General features: G+C 58.2%; 16 protein-coding genes and 1 pseudogene. 9 read left to right on the top strand and 8 right to left on the bottom strand.

Annotation, left to right across the window (positions count from 1 at the left end):
• Positions 1–5: 5 nt before the first annotated feature.
• The 6 genes from V1599_RS13930 to V1599_RS13905 all read left to right on the top strand — a co-directional run bounded on the left by V1599_RS13930 (position 6) and on the right by V1599_RS13905 (position 3,828).
• Positions 6–932 (top strand): amino acid ABC transporter permease, encoded by a 927-nt coding sequence (locus V1599_RS13930; protein WP_112010094.1) that lies wholly within the window; start codon positions 6–8, stop codon positions 930–932.
• Positions 916–1,689 carry an amino acid ABC transporter ATP-binding protein gene (locus V1599_RS13925; RefSeq protein ID WP_112010093.1) on the top strand — a complete coding sequence of 258 codons (774 nt, stop codon included), beginning with the start codon at positions 916–918 and terminating at the stop codon, positions 1,687–1,689. Before V1599_RS13930 ends, V1599_RS13925 begins: the two co-directional genes overlap by 17 nt.
• 9 nt (positions 1,690–1,698) lie before the next feature.
• Positions 1,699–2,586 carry a transporter substrate-binding domain-containing protein gene (locus V1599_RS13920; protein ID WP_112010092.1) on the top strand — a complete coding sequence of 296 codons (888 nt, stop codon included), beginning with the start codon at positions 1,699–1,701 and terminating at the stop codon, positions 2,584–2,586.
• 41 nt (positions 2,587–2,627) lie between these two features.
• Complete coding sequence (locus V1599_RS13915; RefSeq protein ID WP_112010091.1) at positions 2,628–3,245, top strand: glutathione S-transferase family protein; 618 nt, start codon at positions 2,628–2,630, stop codon at positions 3,243–3,245.
• 37 nt (positions 3,246–3,282) lie between these two features.
• Entirely contained in the window at positions 3,283–3,513 is a 231-nt protein-coding gene (pptA, locus tag V1599_RS13910) for a tautomerase PptA (protein WP_297123067.1), read from the top strand.
• A 144-nt stretch (positions 3,514–3,657) separates the two neighbouring features.
• Positions 3,658–3,828, top strand: a complete 171-nt coding sequence (locus tag V1599_RS13905) for a YnfU family zinc-binding protein (RefSeq protein ID WP_309300350.1) — start codon at positions 3,658–3,660, stop codon at positions 3,826–3,828.
• A 91-nt stretch (positions 3,829–3,919) separates the two neighbouring features.
• Here the strand turns inward: V1599_RS13905 and V1599_RS13900 are convergent, their stop codons facing one another.
• The 3 genes from V1599_RS13900 to V1599_RS13890 all read right to left on the bottom strand — a co-directional run bounded on the left by V1599_RS13900 (position 3,920) and on the right by V1599_RS13890 (position 6,078).
• Complete coding sequence (locus tag V1599_RS13900; protein WP_112010089.1) at positions 3,920–4,219, bottom strand: helix-turn-helix transcriptional regulator; 300 nt, start codon at positions 4,217–4,219, stop codon at positions 3,920–3,922.
• A 194-nt stretch (positions 4,220–4,413) separates the two neighbouring features.
• The gene (locus V1599_RS13895; RefSeq protein ID WP_112010166.1) at positions 4,414–5,373 is read right to left on the bottom strand and encodes a hypothetical protein; all 960 of its coding nucleotides are present in this window, start codon (positions 5,371–5,373) and stop codon (positions 4,414–4,416) included.
• A 90-nt stretch (positions 5,374–5,463) separates the two neighbouring features.
• Entirely contained in the window at positions 5,464–6,078 is a 615-nt protein-coding gene (locus V1599_RS13890) for a recombinase family protein (protein WP_112010088.1), read from the bottom strand.
• 159 nt (positions 6,079–6,237) lie between these two features.
• Between V1599_RS13890 and V1599_RS13885 the strand changes: the two are divergent.
• Together V1599_RS13885 and fusA are read left to right on the top strand one after the other, a co-directional pair.
• Positions 6,238–9,266 (top strand): annotated as a pseudogene (locus tag V1599_RS13885) (Tn3 family transposase).
• Positions 9,267–9,426: 160 nt separating this feature from the next.
• Positions 9,427–11,526: an elongation factor G gene (gene fusA, locus V1599_RS13880; protein WP_395300262.1), complete on the top strand. Its 2,100-nt coding sequence runs from the start codon at positions 9,427–9,429 to the stop codon at positions 11,524–11,526.
• A gap of 37 nt (positions 11,527–11,563) precedes the next feature.
• On the opposite strand, the gene V1599_RS13875 is transcribed toward fusA, so the two are convergent.
• On the bottom strand, positions 11,564–12,136 hold the full coding sequence (locus tag V1599_RS13875; protein WP_395300261.1) for a flavin reductase family protein: 573 nt from the start codon (positions 12,134–12,136) through the stop codon (positions 11,564–11,566).
• 107 nt (positions 12,137–12,243) lie between these two features.
• Between V1599_RS13875 and nhoA the strand changes: the two genes are divergently transcribed.
• Positions 12,244–13,089, top strand: a complete 846-nt coding sequence (gene nhoA / locus V1599_RS13870) for an N-hydroxyarylamine O-acetyltransferase (RefSeq protein ID WP_112010085.1) — start codon at positions 12,244–12,246, stop codon at positions 13,087–13,089.
• A 120-nt stretch (positions 13,090–13,209) separates the two neighbouring features.
• Here the strand turns inward: nhoA and narI are convergent, their stop codons facing one another.
• Genes narI through V1599_RS13850 form a run of 4 tightly spaced genes read right to left on the bottom strand, consistent with a single transcriptional unit; the run spans position 13,210 to position 19,863 of the window.
• On the bottom strand, positions 13,210–13,890 hold the full coding sequence (gene narI, locus V1599_RS13865) for a respiratory nitrate reductase subunit gamma (protein WP_112010084.1): 681 nt from the start codon (positions 13,888–13,890) through the stop codon (positions 13,210–13,212).
• Entirely contained in the window at positions 13,887–14,582 is a 696-nt protein-coding gene (narW, locus tag V1599_RS13860) for a nitrate reductase molybdenum cofactor assembly chaperone (RefSeq protein WP_395300260.1), read from the bottom strand. Before narW ends, narI begins: the two co-directional genes overlap by 4 nt.
• Positions 14,582–16,126, bottom strand: a complete 1,545-nt coding sequence (narH, locus tag V1599_RS13855; RefSeq protein ID WP_112010082.1) for a nitrate reductase subunit beta — start codon at positions 16,124–16,126, stop codon at positions 14,582–14,584. Before narH ends, narW begins: the two co-directional genes overlap by 1 nt.
• Positions 16,123–19,863: a nitrate reductase subunit alpha gene (locus tag V1599_RS13850; protein ID WP_395300259.1), complete on the bottom strand. Its 3,741-nt coding sequence runs from the start codon at positions 19,861–19,863 to the stop codon at positions 16,123–16,125. Before V1599_RS13850 ends, narH begins: the two co-directional genes overlap by 4 nt.
• Positions 19,864–19,915: the final 52 nt, after the last annotated feature.

The following is a 19,915-nucleotide window of genomic DNA, read 5'->3' as shown; positions in this document are numbered from 1 at the left end:
CGACGATGAGCAAGGTTGAAACCATAAAGGTAGTCCCCGCGCGCTATCCGCTGCGCGCGGCCGGGGCCGTGGCGGCACTGTTTGTGCTGGCGGTTGTCGTCCAGTCCGTTGCCTTTAACCCGCGCTGGGAATGGGCGGTCTTCGCCCGCTGGTTCTTCGATCTGACGATCCTGGCGGGCGTGGGGCAGACGCTGCTGCTGACGCTGATCGGAACGGTGCTGAGCGTTGCCATCGGCGGGCTGCTGGCGCTGGCGAGGCTCTCCTCGTCGTGGCTGCTGAGCAGCCTGGCCTGGGGCTACATCTGGCTGTTCCGCTCGCTGCCGCTGATCGTGGTGCTGATTGTCCTGTACAACTTCTCCTATCTTTACGACACGCTCTCGCTCGGCGTGCCGTTCACGGGCATCACCTGGGGCCGCTTTGAGACCATCAACGTGCTGGGGCAGTTTTCAACCGCCGTGGTTGGGCTGACGCTGGTGCAGAGCGCCTATACCGCCGAAATCATTCGCGGCGGCTTCCTCGGCGTCGATCACGGCCAGTATGAAGCGGCCGCCGCGCTTGGCCTGCCGGCCTGGCGCCGCACCGTGCGCATCATCCTGCCGCAGGCGCTGCGCACCATTCTGCCCTCCGGGTTTAACGAGATCATCAGCCTCGCGAAAGGCACCGCGATGGTGTACGTGCTGGCCATGCCGGAGCTGTTTTACACCATCCAGATGATCTACAACCGCACGCAGGAGGTGATCCCGCTGCTGATGGTGGGTGCCGTCTGGTATCTGGTGATCACCACCGTGCTCTCCGCTATCCAGTACGTCGTGGAGCGCGGTCTGGCCCGCAGCGAGCGCCGTTCCGCCGTCAATCAGAACCGCGCGTCCAGCCGCACCCGTTCCGTTACCGCCCCAACCGCACAGGAGCCCGTCCATGCAAGCCTCTCCTGAAGGACACATTTCCATTACCGGCGTGAGCAAGTTCTTTGGCCGCCACAAGGCGCTCGATGACGTTACGCTTGAGATCCCGCCGGGGTCGGTCACGGTGATCCTCGGCCCGTCAGGGTCAGGAAAATCAACGCTGCTGCGCACCATCAACCACCTCGAGCGCGTGGACGAGGGCTTTATTCAGATCGACGGGGATTACATCGGCTACCGGCGTCAGGGCGACAGGCTTTACGAGCTGAAGGAGAGAGAAATCCTGAAGCAGCGCGTCAACGTGGGCTACGTGTTTCAGAACTTCAACCTGTTCCCACATCTCACCGTGCTGGAAAACCTGATTGAGGCGCCCGTCGCCCACGGCAGGCTCAGCAGGAAAGAGGCGGTGGAAAGGGCTTACGACCTGCTTGACGTAGTTGGGCTGCGCGACAAAGCGGACGCCTGGTCGCGACATCTTTCCGGCGGGCAGCAGCAGCGCATCGCCATTGCCCGCGCGCTGGCGCTGCGTCCTCGCGTAATGCTGTTTGACGAGCCGACCTCCGCGCTGGACCCGGAGCTGGTCGGCGAGGTGCTGGACGTCATCAAAAAGCTTGCCCGCTCCGGCACCACGCTGGTGGTGGTGACGCACGAGATCGGCTTCGCCCGCGAGGTGGCGGACCAGGTGGTATTTATGGTCGACGGCAAAATCGTCGAGCAGGGCAGCAGCGACGAGGTGCTCAACCGCCCGGCGCATCCGCGCACCCGCCAGTTTCTGTCTAAAGTGCTGTAAGGAGCGCGGATGAAATATGGGCTTTTAATCGGGCTGACCATTGCGACGGCCAGTCACGCCGGGATTGATGTAAAGGCTAACGAGCAGCCGCTTCCGGTCACCGTCGACAGGCAGGCGGTAGCGAAAATCCCTGCGGGGTATAAGTTTGTTGAGCCGGGCACGCTCACGGTGGCCGTTTCCGCGCTCAACTCGCCGCCGCTGGCGCTGCTGGCGAGCGATAACCGCACCCGCATCGGTAGCGATCCGGACATTGCCCGCCTGCTGGCGGGCAGCCTGGGGCTGAAGTTAAAGCTGGTGCCTACGGCCTGGGAGGACTGGCCCCTCGGGATTGCCGCCGGGCGCTATGACGTGGCGCTGGTGAATATCGCCGTGACGGAGCAGCGCAAAGAGAAGTTTGATTTTGCAACCTACCGCGTTGATTCCCTGGCTTTTTCAGTCAAATCAACCAGCGACATTCAGTCAATCAAACGGGCGGAAGACCTGTCCGGCAAAAAGGTGATCGTCGGGTCTGGCACCAATCAGGAACGCATCCTGCTGGGCTGGAACGACGAGAACCGGAAGGCCGGGCGTGAGCCTGCGCTGCCCATTTATCTCACCGACGATGCTTCCGGCAATTTGTATATTCAGTCCGGTAGGGCTGACGTGTTCTTCGGGCCGCAGTCCGTATCGGCCTATAAGGCGGCGCTGACGGGCAAAACCCGCGTAGTGGGCTTAGGGCCGAAGAAAGCGTACGTCGCGACGACGACCAAAAAGGGCAACGGGCTGGTCTATGCCCTGCAGGCCGCGCTGGATGGGGCCATTCAGCGTGGAGAGTATCAAAAGGTGCTGGCGCGCTGGGGCGAGGAGGGCGAAGCGGTGGCAAATTCGGTCGTTAATCCGCCGGGCATAACGTATTAAGCATGCTCTACACTTAGGGTTTTAAACCCTGAGGGGGCATCATGATTAAACTTTACGGCGTACCCGGCTGGGGCTCGGCAATCAGCGAGGTCATGCTGACCCTGGCCGACATTCCCTATCAGTTCATCGACGTGGACGGGTTTGACCAGCCCGGCCCCGTGCGCGAGCGGCTGCAAAAATTGAACCCGCTGTGCCAGGTGCCGACGCTGGAGCTTGAAAACGGCAGCATCATGAGCGAAACGGCGGCGATTGGGCTGATGGTGCTCGACAGATGCCCGGACCTTGCGCCACCCGTCGGGCAGGCAGAGCGCCAGCAGTTTCAGCGCCTGCTGATCTGGCTGGTCGCCAACGTTTATCCCACCTTTACCTACGCCGATTATCCGGAACGATGGGCGCCGGACGCGCCGGAGCAGCTTAAGCAGCACTGCCTTGAATACCGAAAATCTCTCTATCTGTGGCTGGACGATCAGGTGAAGGCCGCGCCGTTCGCGCTGGGCGAGCAGCTCACCCTGATTGATGTCTATCTCGCGGTGATGCGCACGTGGGGGCCGCGCCACGCGTGGTTTGCGGCGAACACGCCGAAGATAGCGGCCATCGCAGACGCGGTGTGCCAGCTTTCAGAACTGCACGGGGTGTTAAAAGCTAACGAAATAATCTGATAACGTGGAGTTCCACTTAAAAACAGGACGCCTGCACATGCCACACGTTGATATCAAATGTTTCCCCCGCGATTTTAATGACGACCAAAAGTCCGCGCTGGCCGCGGATATTGCCGAGGTGATTATTCGCCATTTTAATAGCAAAGACGCTTCCGTGTCGGTTGCGCTGAATCAGGTGCAGCAGGAGGACTGGAAGGCGCAGGTCTGGGATACGGAGATAGGACCGAAGCTGGATGAGCTGATTAAAAAACCGGGTTATTCGATGTAAAATTTTTGCCGGGCGGCGGGTTAGCGTTGCCCGGCAACACGAGAATAGAACGCCGTATTATTCTCTTAAAAGGAGAGCGTGGAAAAATAAAAGCAAGCAACTGATTGATTTAGCGTGTATGGTGGCAGTCCCTTAAATCAGGAGATGCCTATGTCTGGACGTAAAAACACGCTAGCTCGTCGTAACTATTTAGTTAAATGCCCATGCCCAAACTGTTCTAAGGATTCTGAACACAGCTTTACCCGCGTTCAAAAAGGGGCCCAGCTTGTCTGCCCTCACTGCAGTACCTTATTTAAATCCACGCAGCGACTCTAACCGTCCGCGATTGCCATATGACAGACGGCGGAAGCAGGCGCACTGAATCATTTGGCAATTAATTTTACCTGCTCGACATACAATATCCGCGTTAGCTTTTCCTCAGCAATATGTCCATCAGCCCCGGGAAGCGGGCATCCAGATCGTCTCTTCGCAGCGAAATGATATTTTCACGCCCCTGCGGGCGCTGCCAAATCACGCCGCTATCGCGCAATACGCGCCAGTGGTGGGTCATGGTCGATTTGACCACTTCCTCCGGGCGCAGCGCGTTACAGCTTAGCTCGCTGCCGTCGGCAAGGCGGCGAACGATCGCCAGGCGCAGCGGGTTTCCCAGCGCAAACAGGACGTTTTCCAGCAGTATTTGTTCAGTCTCGGGATGGTTTGGGATCATGGTTTTCCTGCATCGGTCATCAGAATGAGCTATATGGGGTTCTACGCCGGAATCCCAGAAATTTCCGCGGTACAAAGGCGACAACATTCGAACCAGTCTGCACAATAACTTACGCTCGTTATTAGTGCTGTTGTCCAACTGCTGCTGCGATTTTATCCAGAAAAGACCCTACAACATGATCTCGCGACTATTACCTATTTTTTAGTCAACCAGGGAGACGTCGTGCTCCAGAAGATGATATCTGCACCGAGATAATCTTCTGCGAATTGTACAAACTCATCCTTGCTAAATGGCTTACCGGTATTAGGGTTCCTGTAAGTCAAGGTCGGCTCCTGTACAGCCATAGCAATGAGTGCCAGCTTGCTTTTGTATTTATTAAAGAACGGATATGAGTTCTTCATTTGCGCCTTGCGGTTGGGGACGATATCCGGGCCACCAAGTCCAATATTGTTGGCACTGGCAAACTCAAACAGCCGCCCCATGTAATTGTGGTCGTTGTTCCATTCGCACGGCCAAAAATTGACATATTGTACTACGTGTGATTTGACGAACACCCTTCGCGCAAAGGTGAGATTTTCCATTTCTCCTGCGAAATAGTTATCGCAGGAGAATCCTTTAGGTAGCTTTTTCTTGTCAAGATCAATAGCTGTTTCGGGTAAGTTCACACCATAGACTTGACCATCGAAACGCTTTGCAATAGCTGCCAACAAAGCCTGATAACGTTGGCGTACAGCAGGATCCCATTGCTGTGCCACCCAACCGGCCCCAATTGGCTTCCCTTCGCCTGGATTATCAAATTGTGGCGATATTCCACCACCATACCGGGCGTCATTCATCAGATAATCAGGAACGTACCGGGCATCTTGTTCGAAAAAACGGTCCTGAATTTGGATGAAGAGTTTTTTATTGGCTACCCTGAGACGAGCCAGATCCTTTTCAATCTGCGAGAAGTCGTATTTGTTCTTCTCAGGTTCGAGTGAACGCCAATTGTAAACGATCTGAGCGCCACCAATGTCGCTACGCCCCATAATGGCAGATGCTGCTTCGAGGTCGCCAGAGCTGGTATAGATAAAGTTTTCTGGCGTTTTAGCGAATATTGGCAGCGTCACAGCAAGGAGTGTTACTGCAATAGTCAGCCGAATGTTTATGGTCATGAGATTGTCCCTTTTTGACGGTTCAATGAAGGTAAACATGATCTCCAGTCGCCAGTACTGGTGAGTTATCAAGGTGATAGAAGTACATAATCAGACCCGGCCAAGCAGTTTTTTCCCATCAGGGCGCAACTCCCCATTTGGGGAAACATGCCTGTACAGAGTCTGGCGTGTGATTCCTAGCTCCTGGCATAGAGCACTGATTTTAGTTTCTGACTTCCCCATTGAGGCCAACGCCAGGCGCAATTTAGCGGGTGTCATCTTATATGGGCGTCCGCCTTTCCGTCCACGGGATCTTGCTGATGCCAGACCTGCCGTCGTTCGCTCAGCAATCAGTTCGCGCTCAAACTCGGCCAGTGCTGCAAAGATACCAAAGACAAGCTTGCCAGCAGCAGTTGTGGTATCGATAGTCGCACCGTGACCAGTCAACACCCTCAGACCAATACCTCTACTGGTCAGGTCGTGCACTGTATTAATGAGGTGACGAAGGTCGCGCCCGAGTCGATCCAGTTTCCATACAATCAGGGTGTCATCTGGCCGTAGGGCCTTAAGACAGGCAATAAGTCCAGGGCGATCTTCTCGCTTGCCCGATGCCCGGTCTTTATAAAGATGGGCAGCGTCAACGCCGGCAGCGATCAGCGCATCACGCTGTAAATCATTCGCCTGAGAACCATCTGCTTTTGATACCCGCATATAACCAATTAACATTTTACACCTGTCACATATACGTTCGATTATGTGACATTCTGATTTTGGTGCTGATGTCTGTCAACAATAGTCACATTACCCGTCATTTAATTTATGACACGTAAAGGTTGCATTTTAATGATAATGTTACATTTGCGTGTATAAGCATAAGGATCAGGGATGGCCAACAAAAATAAACTCCTCAGCATTCTTTCGGTCGCTGAGCAGGAGGCGCTTTATGGCCTTCCTGACTTCGATGATGCTCAGCGACTGGAGTTTCTGGCGCTGAATGAATCCGAACTGGCGCTGGCCTGCAGCCGTCGGGGGCTTCACGCGCAAATGTATTGCATCATCCAGATCGCTTACTTTAAAGCCAAGCACCTGTTTTTCCGCTTCGGGTGGGACGATGTTCCGGACGACTGCAGCTTTGTCCTAAGCCGTTATTTCCCCGGAGAGTCACTGCCTGACAAACTGCCCTATAAGCAGGAACGCTATGCTCAGCGGGAAAAAATCTGCGCGCTCTATGGTTACCGCCCCTGGTCATCGGCCCTGTCTTCACCGCTTGAACAACAGGCCGCCCACATTGTTCACCGCGATATCACTCCCGCCTTTGTCGCCACGGAGTTGATCATCTGGCTCAACGCGCACAAAATCATCCGACCTGGCTATACCACACTTCAGGAGCTGGTAAGCCGGACTCTTTCTGATGAAAGGCAGCGGCTGGGGCGTATCCTGACGGAGCAGCTTGATGACGCCACCATCGATGGTCTGAACACGCTGATTGAACGTGATGATACCCTTTCCCGGCTGGCGGTCCTCAGGCAGGATGCTCGTGATTTCGGCTGGCGCCAGATTGTCCAGGAACGGGAAAAACGGGCCATACTGGCGCCATTGCACCGTAAAGCCTGCGACATCCTGCCAGCCCTGAATATTTCTCAGCAGAATCTGCTTTACTACGCCAGCCTGGCAAATTTCTATACCGTTTATGATCTCCGAGAGTTGAAGCCCGATCAGGCCCGCCTTTACCTGCTGTGCTATTCATGGGTTCGTTACCGCCAGTTCAGCGATAACCTGGTGGATGCGATGTTTTTCCATATGAAACAGCTCGAGGATGAGAGCCGCAGCGTGGCCAAACAGCTTCTGGCTGACGTCCAGGAAAAACACCGGCGTGAAACGTCTAAAATCGGACGGCTGTTATCGCTTTACGTTGATGATAGCGTCCCGGACCCGACTACTTTTGGCGAAGTCCGTCGTCGGCCTGGAAAATCATGCCGCGGGAGGCGCTGAAAACCACCGCACAGCGCATGAGTGTAAAACCCGTCAGTAAACTGGCGCTGTAGTGGCAGGCCGTGGACGGTATGACGGTATTAATCCGGCGTCACCTGCGGCCATTATTTTTGTCACTCGATCTCACCAGCGTGGTCCACGACAGCCCGTGGGCTGACGCGCTGAGCTGGCTCAGAATGGTGTTCAGCAAAAAGCAGACGCTTTCACAGCGGTCACTGGCGGAATGCCCGCCGGGTACATTACCGGAGCGGCTGCGCCCGTATCTACTGGAGTTCGGGGAAGATGGCGAGCCCACAGGCCTAAACGCCGGGCGCTATGAGTTCTGGCTCTACCGCCAGATAAGAAAGCGTTTTCAGGCGGGTGAATTCCACCTCAATGACAGTCTCCGCCACCGCCATCTTTCTGATGAACTGGTGCCGGAAGGGGAACAGGCCGCTGTGCTGGCTGAAATGAATATCCCGTTTTTGCAAAAGCCGGTTAAATCGCAGCTCAAGGCGCTGGAGTCCGAACTGCACCGGCAGTGGAAAGCCTTCAACCGCGAGCTGAAGCAGGGGAAGCTTAAACATCTGGAATACGATAAAGAAACGCAGAAACTGACCTGGCATAAATCCGTGGTCGGCCGTCATAAGGCGCAGGAGAGGCGATTTTATGAGCAGTTACCATTCTGCGATGTAACAGACGTCTTCCGGTTTGTTAACGGCCAGTGCCGGTTTCTTCATGCCATGAAGCCGCTGCAGCCACGCTATGCCAAAAAGAATGCCGATGCAGACAGCCTGATGGCAGTCATCGTTGCCCAGGCAATGAATCACGGTAATCAGGTGATGGCACGAACCAGTGATATTCCGTTCCATGTGCTGGAAACCACGTACGAACAGTACCTCCGTCTGGCTTCACTGGTCACGGCCAATGACTGCATCACCGATGCCATAGAGGCACTGCCGATTTTCCCGCACTATTCGTTTGATCCGGAAACGCTTTATGGTGCCGTTGACGGGCAGAAGTTTGGCATTGAGCGGCCGACAGTAAAGGCCCGGCATTCACGTAAATACTTCGGCCGCGGTAAAGGCCTGGTGGCCTACACGCTGCTGTGTAACCACATCCCGATCAACGGTTATCTGATTGGCACAAACGACTATGAAGCCCACCATGTCTTTGATATCTGGTACCGCAACACCTCAGAGGTGAAACCCACGGCCATCACCGGCGACATGCACAGCATAAATAAAGCCAACTTTGCGATCCTGCACTGGTTTGGCCTGCGCTTTGAGCCTCATTTTACGGGCCTGAACCGGCAGTTTCAGGAGCTGTACTGCATCAGTGATCCGTCGGCCTATAAAAAATGCCTGATCCAGCCCGCCGGACAGATTGACCGGGACCTTATCATCCGCGAGAAAAGCAATCTCGATCGCATCGTCGCCACGCTGGGGCTGAAAGAAATGACGCAGGGAACGCTGGTCCGCAAACTGTGCACATACACCACGACCAATCCGACCCGGCAGGCACTATTCGAATATGATCGGCTGGTACGCAGCATCTATACGCTGAAGTACCTGCGCGATCCGCAGCTGGAACGCAACATCCGGCGCTCCCAGAACCGGATTGAATCTTATCACCAGCTGCGTGCCGCAGTGGCCAAAGTCGGCGGAAAGAAGGAGTTAACCGGAAAAAATGACATTGAAACAGACATCAGTAACCAGTGCGGGCGGCTGATTTCCAACGCGATCGTGTATTACAACTCGGCGATCCTGTCGCGATTGCTGGAACGACTGGAAGCGGAAGACAATGCCAAGGGCATTGAAGCTCTGGCCCGAATATCACCGGTTGCCTGGCAGCACATTTTGCTGAACGGGCATTATACCTTTCAGAGCAGCAATGAGATTATTGACCTGGATGCGCTGGTTGCCGGGCTGAAACTGGGATAACGGAAAAATCTGGGGTTCCGGCGTAGAACCCCTATATCAACGATAGGCTAATCGCGAATAAATAGTTCGATAATACTCGTACAATAGGACTATTATAGCAAACGAACGTACAGGCGACCATCCCGGTCGTCACATCTGTCTTAATGACTAAGGATCTATCATGCCCCGACCCATCCCTCTCGAACGTTATCGCAACATCGGTATCTCCGCGCATATCGATGCCGGTAAAACGACCACCACCGAGCGCATCCTGTTTTATACCGGGATGAGCCACAAGCTGGGCGAAGTACACGATGGCGCGGCAACCACCGACTGGATGGCCCAGGAGCAGGAGCGCGGGATCACCATTACCTCTGCGGCCGTGAGCTGCTTCTGGCCGGGCATGGACAGAAGCTACGAGCCGCACAGGATCAACATCATCGACACCCCGGGCCACGTTGACTTCACCATTGAAGTTGAACGCTCCATGCGCGTGCTCGACGGCGCGGTGATGGTGTATGACTCCGTTGGCGGCGTGCAGCCGCAGTCCGAAACCGTGTGGCGACAGGCGAATAAATACCGCGTGCCGCGCCTCGCCTTCGTCAACAAGATGGACCGCCCCGGCGCCGATTTTTTCCGCGTGGTGCGGATGATGCAGGAGCGGCTGAAGGCCAATCCGGTGCCGATTGTGATCCCCGTTGGCGCGGAAGATCGCTTCAGCGGTGTGGTGGATCTGATCAAGATGCGCACCATCATCTGGGACGATGCGACGCAGGGCATGGCCTTTAGCTATGCACCAGTGCCGGATGATTTGGTCAGCACCGCCCGTGAATGGCGGGAAAAAATGGTTTCCGCGGCGGCAGAGGCCACCGAGGCGCTAATGGATAAATACCTGGAAACGGGCGATCTGGACGAGGCCGACATTATTAAGGGCCTGCGCATCCGCACCATTTCGGGTGAAATCCAGCCGATGCTGTGCGGCAGCGCCTTCAAGAACAAAGGCGTGCAGCGCATGCTTGACGCGGTTATCGAGCTGATGCCGTCCCCGCTTGACGTGCCCGCCATCGACGGCGTGGATGAGAAAGGTCAGCACGCGGAGCGTCACCCGAGCGATGACGAACCGTTTTCGGCGCTGGCGTTCAAGCTGATGAGCGACCCGTACGTCGGGCAGCTGACCTTTATCCGCGTCTATTCCGGCATCCTGCGTAAAGGCGATGCGGTGTACAACCCGGTAAAGGGCAAGAAAGAGCGTATCGGACGGATCGTGCTGATGCACGCCAACGACCGCCACGAGGTAGACGAGCTGCGGGCGGGTGATATCGCGGCCTGCGTCGGGCTGAAGGATGTCACCACCGGCGATACCCTGACCGATCCGAACGCGGTGATTACCCTCGAACGGATGGAGTTCCCGGATCCGGTGATTTCGCTCGCCATCGAGCCGAAAACCAAGGCTGACCAGGAGAAAATGGGGATCGCGCTGCAGCGTCTGGCGGCAGAAGATCCGTCGTTTCGCCTGCACACGGACGACGAGTCCGGGCAAACGATCATCTCCGGCATGGGCGAACTGCACCTGGAAATCATCGTTGACCGCATGAAGCGCGAGTTTGGCGTAGAGGCGAGCATCGGGCGTCCGCAGGTGACCTACCGTGAAACCCTGCGCAGGGCGGTGAAGGATATCGAAGGAAAATTTGTCCGTCAGTCCGGCGGTAAAGGGCAGTATGGCCACGTGGTGCTGAGCCTGGAGCCGCGAGAGCCCGGCAGTGGCTTCACATTTGAAGATGCCACCAAGGGCGGCGTGGTGCCGCGCGAGTATATTCCTTCCGTTGAGAAGGGATTGCGCGAGGCCATGAACTCCGGCGTGCTGGCGGGGTATCCGGTGGTTGACGTGAAGGCGACGCTGACGTTTGGTTCCTACCACGACGTGGACTCCTCGGAGATGGCGTTCCGCATGGCGGCGATCCTCGGGTTCAAAGAGGGGGCGCGCAGGGCGGATCCGGCAATCCTTGAGCCGGTGATGCACGTAGAGGTCGAAACGCCGGAGGAGTACGCCGGGAATATCATGGGCGACCTCTCTTCCCGCCGCGGGATGGTGCAGGGCATGGAAGAACAGTACGGCAGCCAGATTATTCGCGCTGACGTGCCGCTGGCGGAGATGTTCGGCTACGCCACCACGCTGCGCTCAATGTCGCAGGGGCGCGCGACGTACACGATGGAGTTCCATCATTTTGCGCAAGCGCCACAGCACGTTGCGGATGAGATAATTGCGCGGCGTGCGAAGTAGCTTTCGGCAAGGGGGAACATGCGTTCCCCCTTTTTTCTTAATCCGGAGCGTTCACCATCCTGCCGCTCGCCACAAACGTTCCCGCGCCCAGATGATGCAGCGTATTAAGCTTATCCCCGTCAAACTGCCAACGGCCTGCGGCAAACGCTCGTGCATCCGCGGCGGCGGAAACCACCTCGCCAAACAGCGTGTCGTATTTCTCTGCCGCTGCGGTTGCGGGCAACAGCCGGCACTCCATCCACGCCAGACACTTCTCTTCAATCACCGGCAGGCCCAGTTCCGGGCCTTTAATGACCGGAATACCGTAGCAGTTGAACTTGTCTTCCTCGCGTCCGCTGACGCTGCCGACGGCGTAGGTCCAGTTTGCGGCGGCTACGCCGGGGATCACGATGCCAAATTTCCCGCTGCGCTCAATCAGCTCCCGCGACCAGGCGCTTTTATCGACCACAATCGCGATGCGCGGCGGATTGAACTCGACGGGCATCGACCAGGCGGCCGCCATCACGTTGCGCCTGTCGATCGTTTCATCGCGGCTGGTGATCAGTACGGTAGGGCCGTGGTTCAGCAGGCGGCTGGCGTGGCGTAGCTCAACGGGCTTGAAGTGGCTCATAGTGTCTCCTCATGTATAACGATGAGTATGGCGAAAAAGCACTTTTGCGCATCTGGATAGGAAAAAATAGTTTATAAACAGGGAATATCTTACTAAGGAATTACACCATGTCCCCATTTCTGAGTGCCTATTTTGCCCGCATCGGCTGGAAGCAACCGCCTTCTGTCGATATCGACACCCTGCGCGGGCTGCATCTGCACCACAACTGCGCCATCCCTTTTGAAAATATCGACGTGGTTCTGCCGCGCGAGATCCACCTTGACGATCAAAGCCTGGTCGACAAGCTGGTCACGGCGCGACGCGGCGGCTACTGCTTTGAACAAAACGGCCTGTTCGAACGGGCGCTGCGCGAAGTGGGCTTCACGGTCCGCAGCGTGCTGGGAAGGGTGGTATTGGCCAACCCGCCGCAGATGCCGCCGCGCACGCACCGCCTGCTGCTGGTTGAGCTAAACGGCGAACGCTGGATCGCAGACGTCGGCTTTGGCGGGCAAACGCTGACGGCGCCGATTCGCCTGATCGCCAACGAGGAACAGGCCACGCCGCACGGGCTTTACCGGCTGCTGAGCGAGGGCAACGACTGGGTGCTCCAGTTCCGTCATCACGAGCACTGGCAGTCGATGTACCACTTTGACCTCGTGACGCAGTATTTCAACGATTACGTCATGGGGAACTTTTGGTCAGCGCACTGGCCGCAGTCGCACTTCCGTCACCACCTGCTGATGTGTCGTCATTTGCCGGACGGCGGCAAGCTCACGCTGACAAATTTCAACTTCACCCACTGGCAGAACGGGCACGTGGAGGAGCAGATTCATTTGCCGGACGCCGGAGCGCTTTATTCGCTCATGCAGGCGCGGTTTGGCCTGGGCGTAGACGATCCGAAGCATGGATTTTCACTGGCGGAACTGACGGCGGTGATGGCAGGGTTCGACACGCATCCGCAGGCGGGGAAATAGCCCGGAACGGCGGGGAATGTAGGCCGGGTAAGGCGTAGCCGCCACCCGGCAAAAGATCCCTGTGCGGGCTGATGCCCTCACTCCGGCCCTCTCCCACAGGGAGAGGGGGAAAAACACCGATTAGCGGCGCGAGCGCACCACCTGGTAGCGACGGGTGAAATATTCGAACGGCGCGCTCCAGACGTGCACCAGACGGGTGAACGGGAAGATCAGGAAGATGGTCATGCCCAGCACCAGGTGGATGCGGAAAATGGGCGCAACGCCGCTCAGCATTTCCGACGATCCGCCTTTGAAGGTTACGATGCCCTGCGCCCATCCCACCAGTTTCATCATTTCGCTGCCGTCAGGATACTGCGCCGAGAAGGGGATCGTCGTCAGACCGAGAATGCACTGAATCAACAGGATACTCATGATAATGATATCCGGCGTGGTCGAGGTGGCGCGCACGCGCGGGTTAAACAGGCGGCGGACCAGCAGCATGGAGCCGCCGATCAGCGTCAGCACGCCACAAATCCCCCCCGCGATCATCGCCAGCTGCTGCTTAACGGCCACGGGTAAAAACCAGGCGTACATCCAGTGTGGAGTTAACATCCCGAACAGATGCCCAAAGAAAATCCCCAGGATCCCGATGTGAAACAGGTTCGACGCCCAGTTCATGCCGCGCTTGCTGAGCAACTGGCTCGACGAGGCGCGCCACGTGTACTGCCCGTAGTCGTAGCGAAGCCAGCTGCCGAGGAAAAAGACGGTGGCGCAGATGTAGGGGTAAATGTCATAGAAAAACACGTTGAGGTAGTGCGTCATTTTGGGCCTCCGGCGCCGACGTCGACGTACTGCGGGGCGACGTCCTGGCTAAAGCGTCGTTGATATTGCTGCATCGGCGAGCTGTCGCACGACGTAGCGTTGTCCTCAATAAACTTAACCTGTTCTTCTTCCCAGACCGCGTCCAGCGCCTGGCGGGTGTCGTCCCGTTTTTCGCCTGAAACCTGCTTTGTGACACTGTCACTTGACAGGCGGCTTCCGGCCAGGGCGAGCAGGGCGTCAAACAGCTGATAGTGCGCCACGCCGCGCTGCTTGAGGCGTCCGCCAATCAGCGCCAGGATCGGCGCGACGTTTTGCAGCCCGTCGCGCGCCTCGTCGTCCGTGACGATGCTCAGATATTCCAGATACAGCGGCAGATAGTCCGGCAGCTCGCGGCAGTCCAGCTGCAGGCCCGCTTTCTCGTACTGGCCCATCAGGTCGACCATCGCCTGGCCGCGGTCGCGGGACTCGGCGTGAACGTGTTCGAACAGCAGCAGCGACGTGGCGCGCCCCCGCTCGAATACTTCGCACCACTCCGCCTGCTTGTCCAGCAGGGCGGCGCTCAGGTGCTGCTGAGCAAAAGGTAGCAGCACCGGCGCGTCGTGCGCGATCAGCGAAAGCGCTTCGTCACGGCTTTCCCACAGGGTCTCATCGGGATACTCGATCAGCAGCGCGATGATTTTGAGGATCTGCATTATTCTCCCTCCCCGTGTTCGCGCACCTCGGTGATGTTGATCGCATCAATGCGGCTGCTGTTGAAGAGGTTGAACCTGGTGTCGGAGCCGTGGCAGCCGTCGCCGAAGGTAAAGCCGCAGCCGTTTTTCTCCGGGAAGGCATCGCGCGCCATTTCGCGGTGGCTGGTCGGGATCACGAAGCGGTCTTCGTAGTTGGCGATAGCCAGATAGCGGTACATCTCCTCAACCTGCGCTTCAGTCAGGCCGACCTCTTCAATGGCGCGGGTATCGGTGACGCCTTCAACGGTCTGGGAACGCTTGTAGTGGCGCATCGCCATCATTCTCTTGAGCGCGCGCAGCACCGGGCCGGTGTCGCCCGCGCTGAGCATGTTCGCCAGATACTGCACCGGAATGCGCAGGTTCTCAACTGCAGGAAGCACGCCGTCGCTCATCGGCAGGCCGCCGGCGTCGGCGTAGGACTGAATCGGCGACAGCGGCGGCACGTACCAGACCATCGGCAGGGTGCGATACTCCGGGTGCAGCGGCAGGGCCAGCTTCCAGTCCATCGCCATTTTGTAGACCGGGGACTTTTGCGCGGCTTCAATCACGTTTTGCGGAATACCTTGCTTCAGCGCCTCTTCGATGACCGCCGGGTCGTGCGGGTTCAGGAACACGTCGCACTGGCGCTCGTACAGATCGGTTTCGTGCTCGGTGCTGGCCGCTTCCTCAATGCGGTCCGCGTCGTACAGCAGCACGCCGAGGTAGCGAATGCGCCCGACGCAGGTTTCCGAGCAGACGGTAGGCTGGCCGGATTCAATGCGCGGGTAGCAGAAGATGCATTTTTCCGACTTGCCGCTCTTCCAGTTGAAGTAAATTTTTTTGTACGGACAGCCGCTGATGCACATGCGCCAGCCGCGGCATTTGTCCTGGTCGATCAGCACGATCCCATCTTCTTCACGCTTGTAAATCGCGCCGCTCGGGCATGTCGCCACGCAGCTTGGGTTCAGGCAGTGCTCGCACAGGCGCGGGAGATACATCATGAAGGTGTTTTCGAACTGGCCGTACATTTCCTTTTGAATTTTGTCGAAGTTGCGGTCGCGCGCGCGCTTTTCAAACTCGCCGCCGAGCAGCTCTTCCCAGTTAGGTCCACCGACGATTTTGTCCATGCGCTTGCCGGTAAGCAGCGAGCGGGGGCGGGCGGTCGGCAGATGATCGCCTTCCGGCGCGCGGTGCAGATCCTGATAATCGAAGGTGAACGGTTCGTAATAATCATCAATCTGCGGCATAACCGGGTTCGAAAAGATTTTCGACAGCACGCCGACGCGGCCGCCGAGGCGAGGCGTCAGCTTGCCGGTAATGCCGCGCACCCAGCCGCCTTGCCACTCCTCCTGATCCTCCCAGTTTTTCGGGTAGCCGATGCCGGGCTTGGTCTCCACGTTGTTGAACCACGCGTACTCCATGCCTTCGCGTCCGGTCCAGACGTTTTTACAGGTCACCGAGCAGGTGTGACAGCCAATGCACTTGTCGAGATTCAAAACCATGCCAACCTGTGAGCGTATTTTCATTTTTTCGCCTCCTGAACCTGATCCCGACCTTCGCCGTCCAGCCAGTTAATGTTTTTCATTTTGCGGATCATGATGAACTCGTCGCGGTTGGAGCCGACGGTGCCGTAATAGTTAAAGCTGTAGGCGAGCTGCGCGTAGCCGCCAATCATGTGCGTCGGTTTAGGACAGACGCGCGTCACCGAGTTGTGGATCCCGCCGCGCCGCCCGGTCACTTCAGAGCCTGGAATGTTCAGGATGCGCTCCTGGGCGTGGTACATCATGGTCATGCCCGGCGGGACGCGCTGGCTCACCACCGCGCGGGCGGTGAGGGCGCCGTTGGCGTTGAAGGCTTCGATCCAGTCGTTATCCTCAATGCCCAGCTCGCGGGCGTCGGTTTCGCTGATCCAGACGATCGGGCCGCCGCGCGACAGGGTTTGCATCAGCAGGTTTTCGCTGTAGGTGGAGTGAATGCCCCATTTTTGGTGCGGCGTCAGGAAGTTCAGCGCTTTCTCAGGGAAGCCGTTCGGCGGGATCTCGCGCATCTGAGACACGCTGCGGGTGTCAATCGGCGGGCGATAGGCCACCAGGCTTTCGCCAAAGGCCCGCATCCAGGCGTGGTCCTGATACAGCTGCTGGCGGCCGGAAAGGGTGCGCCACGGGATCAGCTCGTGCACGTTGGTGTAGCCCGCGTTATACGAGACGTGCTCGCTCTCAAGGCCAGACCACGTCGGGCTGGAGATGATTTTGCGAGGCTGCGCCTGAATGTCGCGGAAGCGAATCTTCTCATCTTCCTTGTTGATCGCCAGATGGGTATGGTCGCGGCCGGTTAACTCTCCCAGCGCCTGCCAGGCCTTCACTGCCACCTGACCGTTGGTTTCCGGCGCGAGGGCGAGGATCACTTCCGACGCGTCAATCGCCGTCTCAATCAGCGGGCGGCCTTTTGCCGGGCCGTCGAGCTTGACGTAATTGAGCTTGCCGAGGAAATCGACCTCGTTCTCGGTGTTCCACGAAATGCCTTTCCCGCCGTTGCCGAGCTTATCCATCAGCGGGCCCAGCGAGGTAAAGCGCTCGTAGGTTTCCGGGTAGTTTCGCTCGACCACCGCAATGTTCGGCGCGGTTTTGCCGGGGATAAGATCGCATTCACCCTTGCGCCAGTCCTGAATATCAAACGGCTGTGAAAGCTCCGCCGGAGAGTCATGCTGCAGCGGCTGGAGCACTACGTCGGTTTCGGTGCCGAGATGCCCGACGCACACTTCAGAGAAGACTTTGGCGATGCCCTTGTAAATCTCCCAGTCGCTGCGCGATTCCCACGCCGGATCGACGGCGGCGGAGAGCGGGTGGATAAACGGATGCATGTCCGAGGTATTCATATCGTCTTTTTCGTACCAGGTCGCGGTCGGCAGGACGATGTCTGAGAACAGGCAGGTGCTGGACATGCGGAAATCGAGCGTCACCAGCAGGTCCAGCTTGCCCTCGATGGCTGCGGTCTGCCACTCCACTTCCTCAGGCTTCACGTCGTCCGTTGAGCCTAAATCTTCCCCCTGAATACCGCTCTCGGTGCCAAGCAGGTATTTCAGCATGTACTCGTGGCCTTTCCCGGACGAGCCAAGCAGGTTCGAGCGCCAGACGAACAAGTTGCGCGGGTGGTTATTGCCGCTGTCGGGCTGCTCGCAGGCAAAGCGCACGTCGCCGGACTTTAGCGCCTGAACGGTATAGTCCTGGGGCGTCATGCCCGCCGCATCAGACCGCGCCTTGATGTGCAGCGGGTTGAGGTTAAGCTGCGGGGCCGAAGGCAGCCAGCCCATGCGCTCGGCGCGGACGTTGAAGTCAATCAGGTGGCCGCTGAACTTCGAGGTATCCGCAAGCGGGGAGAGCAGCTCCTGCGCGGTCAGCTTCTCGTAGCGCCACTGGCTGGCGTGGTTGTAAAAGAATGACGTGCTGTTCATCTGGCGCGGCGGGCGGTTCCAGTCCAGCGCGAAGGCCAGCGGCAGCCAGCCGGTCTGCGGACGCAGCTTCTCCTGTCCGACGTAGTGCGACCAGCCGCCGCCGCTCTGCCCGACGCAGCCGCAGAAGACCAGCATGTTGATCATCCCGCGGTAGTTCATGTCCATGTGGTACCAGTGGTTCACCCCGGCACCGAGGATGATCATCGACCGGCCGTGGGTTTTGTGCGCGGTGTCGGCAAACTCGCGGGCGATCTTTTCGATCAGATACGCCGGAACGCCGGTGATCTGCTCGCCCCAGGCAGGGGTATAGGCTTTCACGTCGGCATAGCTTGCCGCCGCGTTGTCGTCCTCCAGGCCGCGATCGAGGCCGTAGTTAGCCAGTACCAGGTCGTACACACTGGCCACGCGCTTTTGGCTGCCGTCGGCGAGCGTCAGGGTTTTGCTCGGCACGCGGCGCCAGAGCACCGGCTCCTGCTTCACGCTGCGGAAATGCGGATTTTCGTTGCCGCCAAAGTAGGGGAACGCCACCTCGGCGATACTGTCCTGCGCGGTGAGGAGGGAGAGCGCAAGCTCGGTTTCATTGCCCGCCGCCAGCGGCTCCAGGTTCCATTTGCCTTTCTCTCCCCAGCGAAAGCCAATTGAACCGTTTGGCGCCACCAGATTGCCCGCGACGTCAAAGGCGATGGTTTTCCACTCCGGGTTGTTGGCTTCGCCGAGCCCGTCAGTGAGGTCGGACGCGCGCAGCATGCGCCCGGGCACCGTGCGGCCGTCGGCCTGTTCGTCGAGCAGCACCAGCATCGGCATGTCGGTGTAGCGGCGGCAGTAGTTGAGGAAGTAATCGCTCGGGTTATCGAGGTGGAACTCTTTGAGGATCACGTGGCCCATCGCCATGGCGAGGGCGCTGTCGGTGCCTTGCTTCGGCGCCAGCCACTGGTCGCTGAGCTTGGCAACCTCGGAGAAGTCCGGCGTGATGGCGACGGTTTTGGTGCCCTTATAGCGCACCTCGGTGAAGAAGTGGGCGTCCGGGGTGCGCGTCTGCGGCACGTTCGAGCCCCAGGCGATGATGTAGCTGGAGTTGTACCAGTCGGCGGACTCCGGCACGTCGGTCTGTTCGCCCCAGGTCATCGGCGACGCGGGCGGCAGGTCGCAGTACCAGTCGTAGAAGCTCAGGCAGGTGCCCCCCAGCAGGGAGAGGTAGCGCGTGCCCGCGGCGTAGGACACCATCGACATCGCCGGGATCGGCGAGAAGCCTGCCACGCGGTCCGGACCGAAATTTTTGATGGTCCAGACGTTGGCGGCGGCAATCAGCTGGTTAAGCTCTTTCCAGTTCGAGCGGACAAATCCGCCGTGGCCGCGCGCCTGCCTGTAGCTTTGGCTCTTCTGCGGGTCGTTTTGAATCGCATCCCAGGCCATAACCGGATCGGGATGCTGCGCCAGCGCCTCGCGCCATAGCTCAATTAGCCTGCGGCGCACCAGCGGGTACTTCAGGCGGTTGGCGCTGTAGAGATACCAGGAGTAGCTTGCCCCGCGCGGGCAGCCGCGCGGCTCGTGGTTGGGCAGGTCAGGGCGGGTGCGCGGATAATCGGTCTGCTGGGTTTCCCAGGTGACGAGGCCGTTCTTAACGTAAATCTTCCAGCTGCAGGAGCCCGTACAGTTTACGCCGTGGGTCGAACGCACGATTTTGTCGAACTGCCAGCGCTGGCGGTAGCTGTCCTCCCAGTCGCGGTTGGTGTGATACACCTGCCCGTGCCCGTCGGCGAAGCTGTCGCCTTTTTGTTTGAAGTAACGAAAGCGGTCCAACAGTTTGCTCATGACATTTCTCCTGCTTCGATAACGTGGCCGCAGGGCGCCGTAGCGCCTGCGG

This window comes from Enterobacter sp. ECC-175 (assembly GCF_043968675.1).
Lineage (GTDB): Bacteria > Pseudomonadota > Gammaproteobacteria > Enterobacterales > Enterobacteriaceae > Enterobacter.
Note: the sequence above shows the minus strand (reverse complement) of the source record. Positions and strands in the feature narration are given on the sequence as shown.

What these genes read in the sequence shown, in the direction of transcription:
- V1599_RS13930 (WP_112010094.1), top strand. Translation starts at nt 6, where the DNA reads ATGAGCAAGGTTGAAACCATAAAGGTAGTCCCCGCGCGCTATCCGCTG.
- V1599_RS13925 (WP_112010093.1), top strand. Translation starts at nt 916, where the DNA reads ATGCAAGCCTCTCCTGAAGGACACATTTCCATTACCGGCGTGAGCAAG.
- V1599_RS13920 (WP_112010092.1), top strand. Translation starts at nt 1,699, where the DNA reads ATGAAATATGGGCTTTTAATCGGGCTGACCATTGCGACGGCCAGTCAC.
- V1599_RS13915 (WP_112010091.1), top strand. Translation starts at nt 2,628, where the DNA reads ATGATTAAACTTTACGGCGTACCCGGCTGGGGCTCGGCAATCAGCGAG.
- pptA (WP_297123067.1), top strand. Translation starts at nt 3,283, where the DNA reads ATGCCACACGTTGATATCAAATGTTTCCCCCGCGATTTTAATGACGAC.
- V1599_RS13905 (WP_309300350.1), top strand. Translation starts at nt 3,658, where the DNA reads ATGCCTATGTCTGGACGTAAAAACACGCTAGCTCGTCGTAACTATTTA.
- V1599_RS13900 (WP_112010089.1), bottom strand. Translation starts at nt 4,219, where the DNA reads ATGATCCCAAACCATCCCGAGACTGAACAAATACTGCTGGAAAACGTC.
- V1599_RS13895 (WP_112010166.1), bottom strand. Translation starts at nt 5,373, where the DNA reads ATGACCATAAACATTCGGCTGACTATTGCAGTAACACTCCTTGCTGTG.
- V1599_RS13890 (WP_112010088.1), bottom strand. Translation starts at nt 6,078, where the DNA reads ATGTTAATTGGTTATATGCGGGTATCAAAAGCAGATGGTTCTCAGGCG.
- fusA (WP_395300262.1), top strand. Translation starts at nt 9,427, where the DNA reads ATGCCCCGACCCATCCCTCTCGAACGTTATCGCAACATCGGTATCTCC.
- V1599_RS13875 (WP_395300261.1), bottom strand. Translation starts at nt 12,136, where the DNA reads ATGAGCCACTTCAAGCCCGTTGAGCTACGCCACGCCAGCCGCCTGCTG.
- nhoA (WP_112010085.1), top strand. Translation starts at nt 12,244, where the DNA reads ATGTCCCCATTTCTGAGTGCCTATTTTGCCCGCATCGGCTGGAAGCAA.
- narI (WP_112010084.1), bottom strand. Translation starts at nt 13,890, where the DNA reads ATGACGCACTACCTCAACGTGTTTTTCTATGACATTTACCCCTACATC.
- narW (WP_395300260.1), bottom strand. Translation starts at nt 14,582, where the DNA reads ATGCAGATCCTCAAAATCATCGCGCTGCTGATCGAGTATCCCGATGAG.
- narH (WP_112010082.1), bottom strand. Translation starts at nt 16,126, where the DNA reads ATGAAAATACGCTCACAGGTTGGCATGGTTTTGAATCTCGACAAGTGC.
- V1599_RS13850 (WP_395300259.1), bottom strand. Translation starts at nt 19,863, where the DNA reads ATGAGCAAACTGTTGGACCGCTTTCGTTACTTCAAACAAAAAGGCGAC.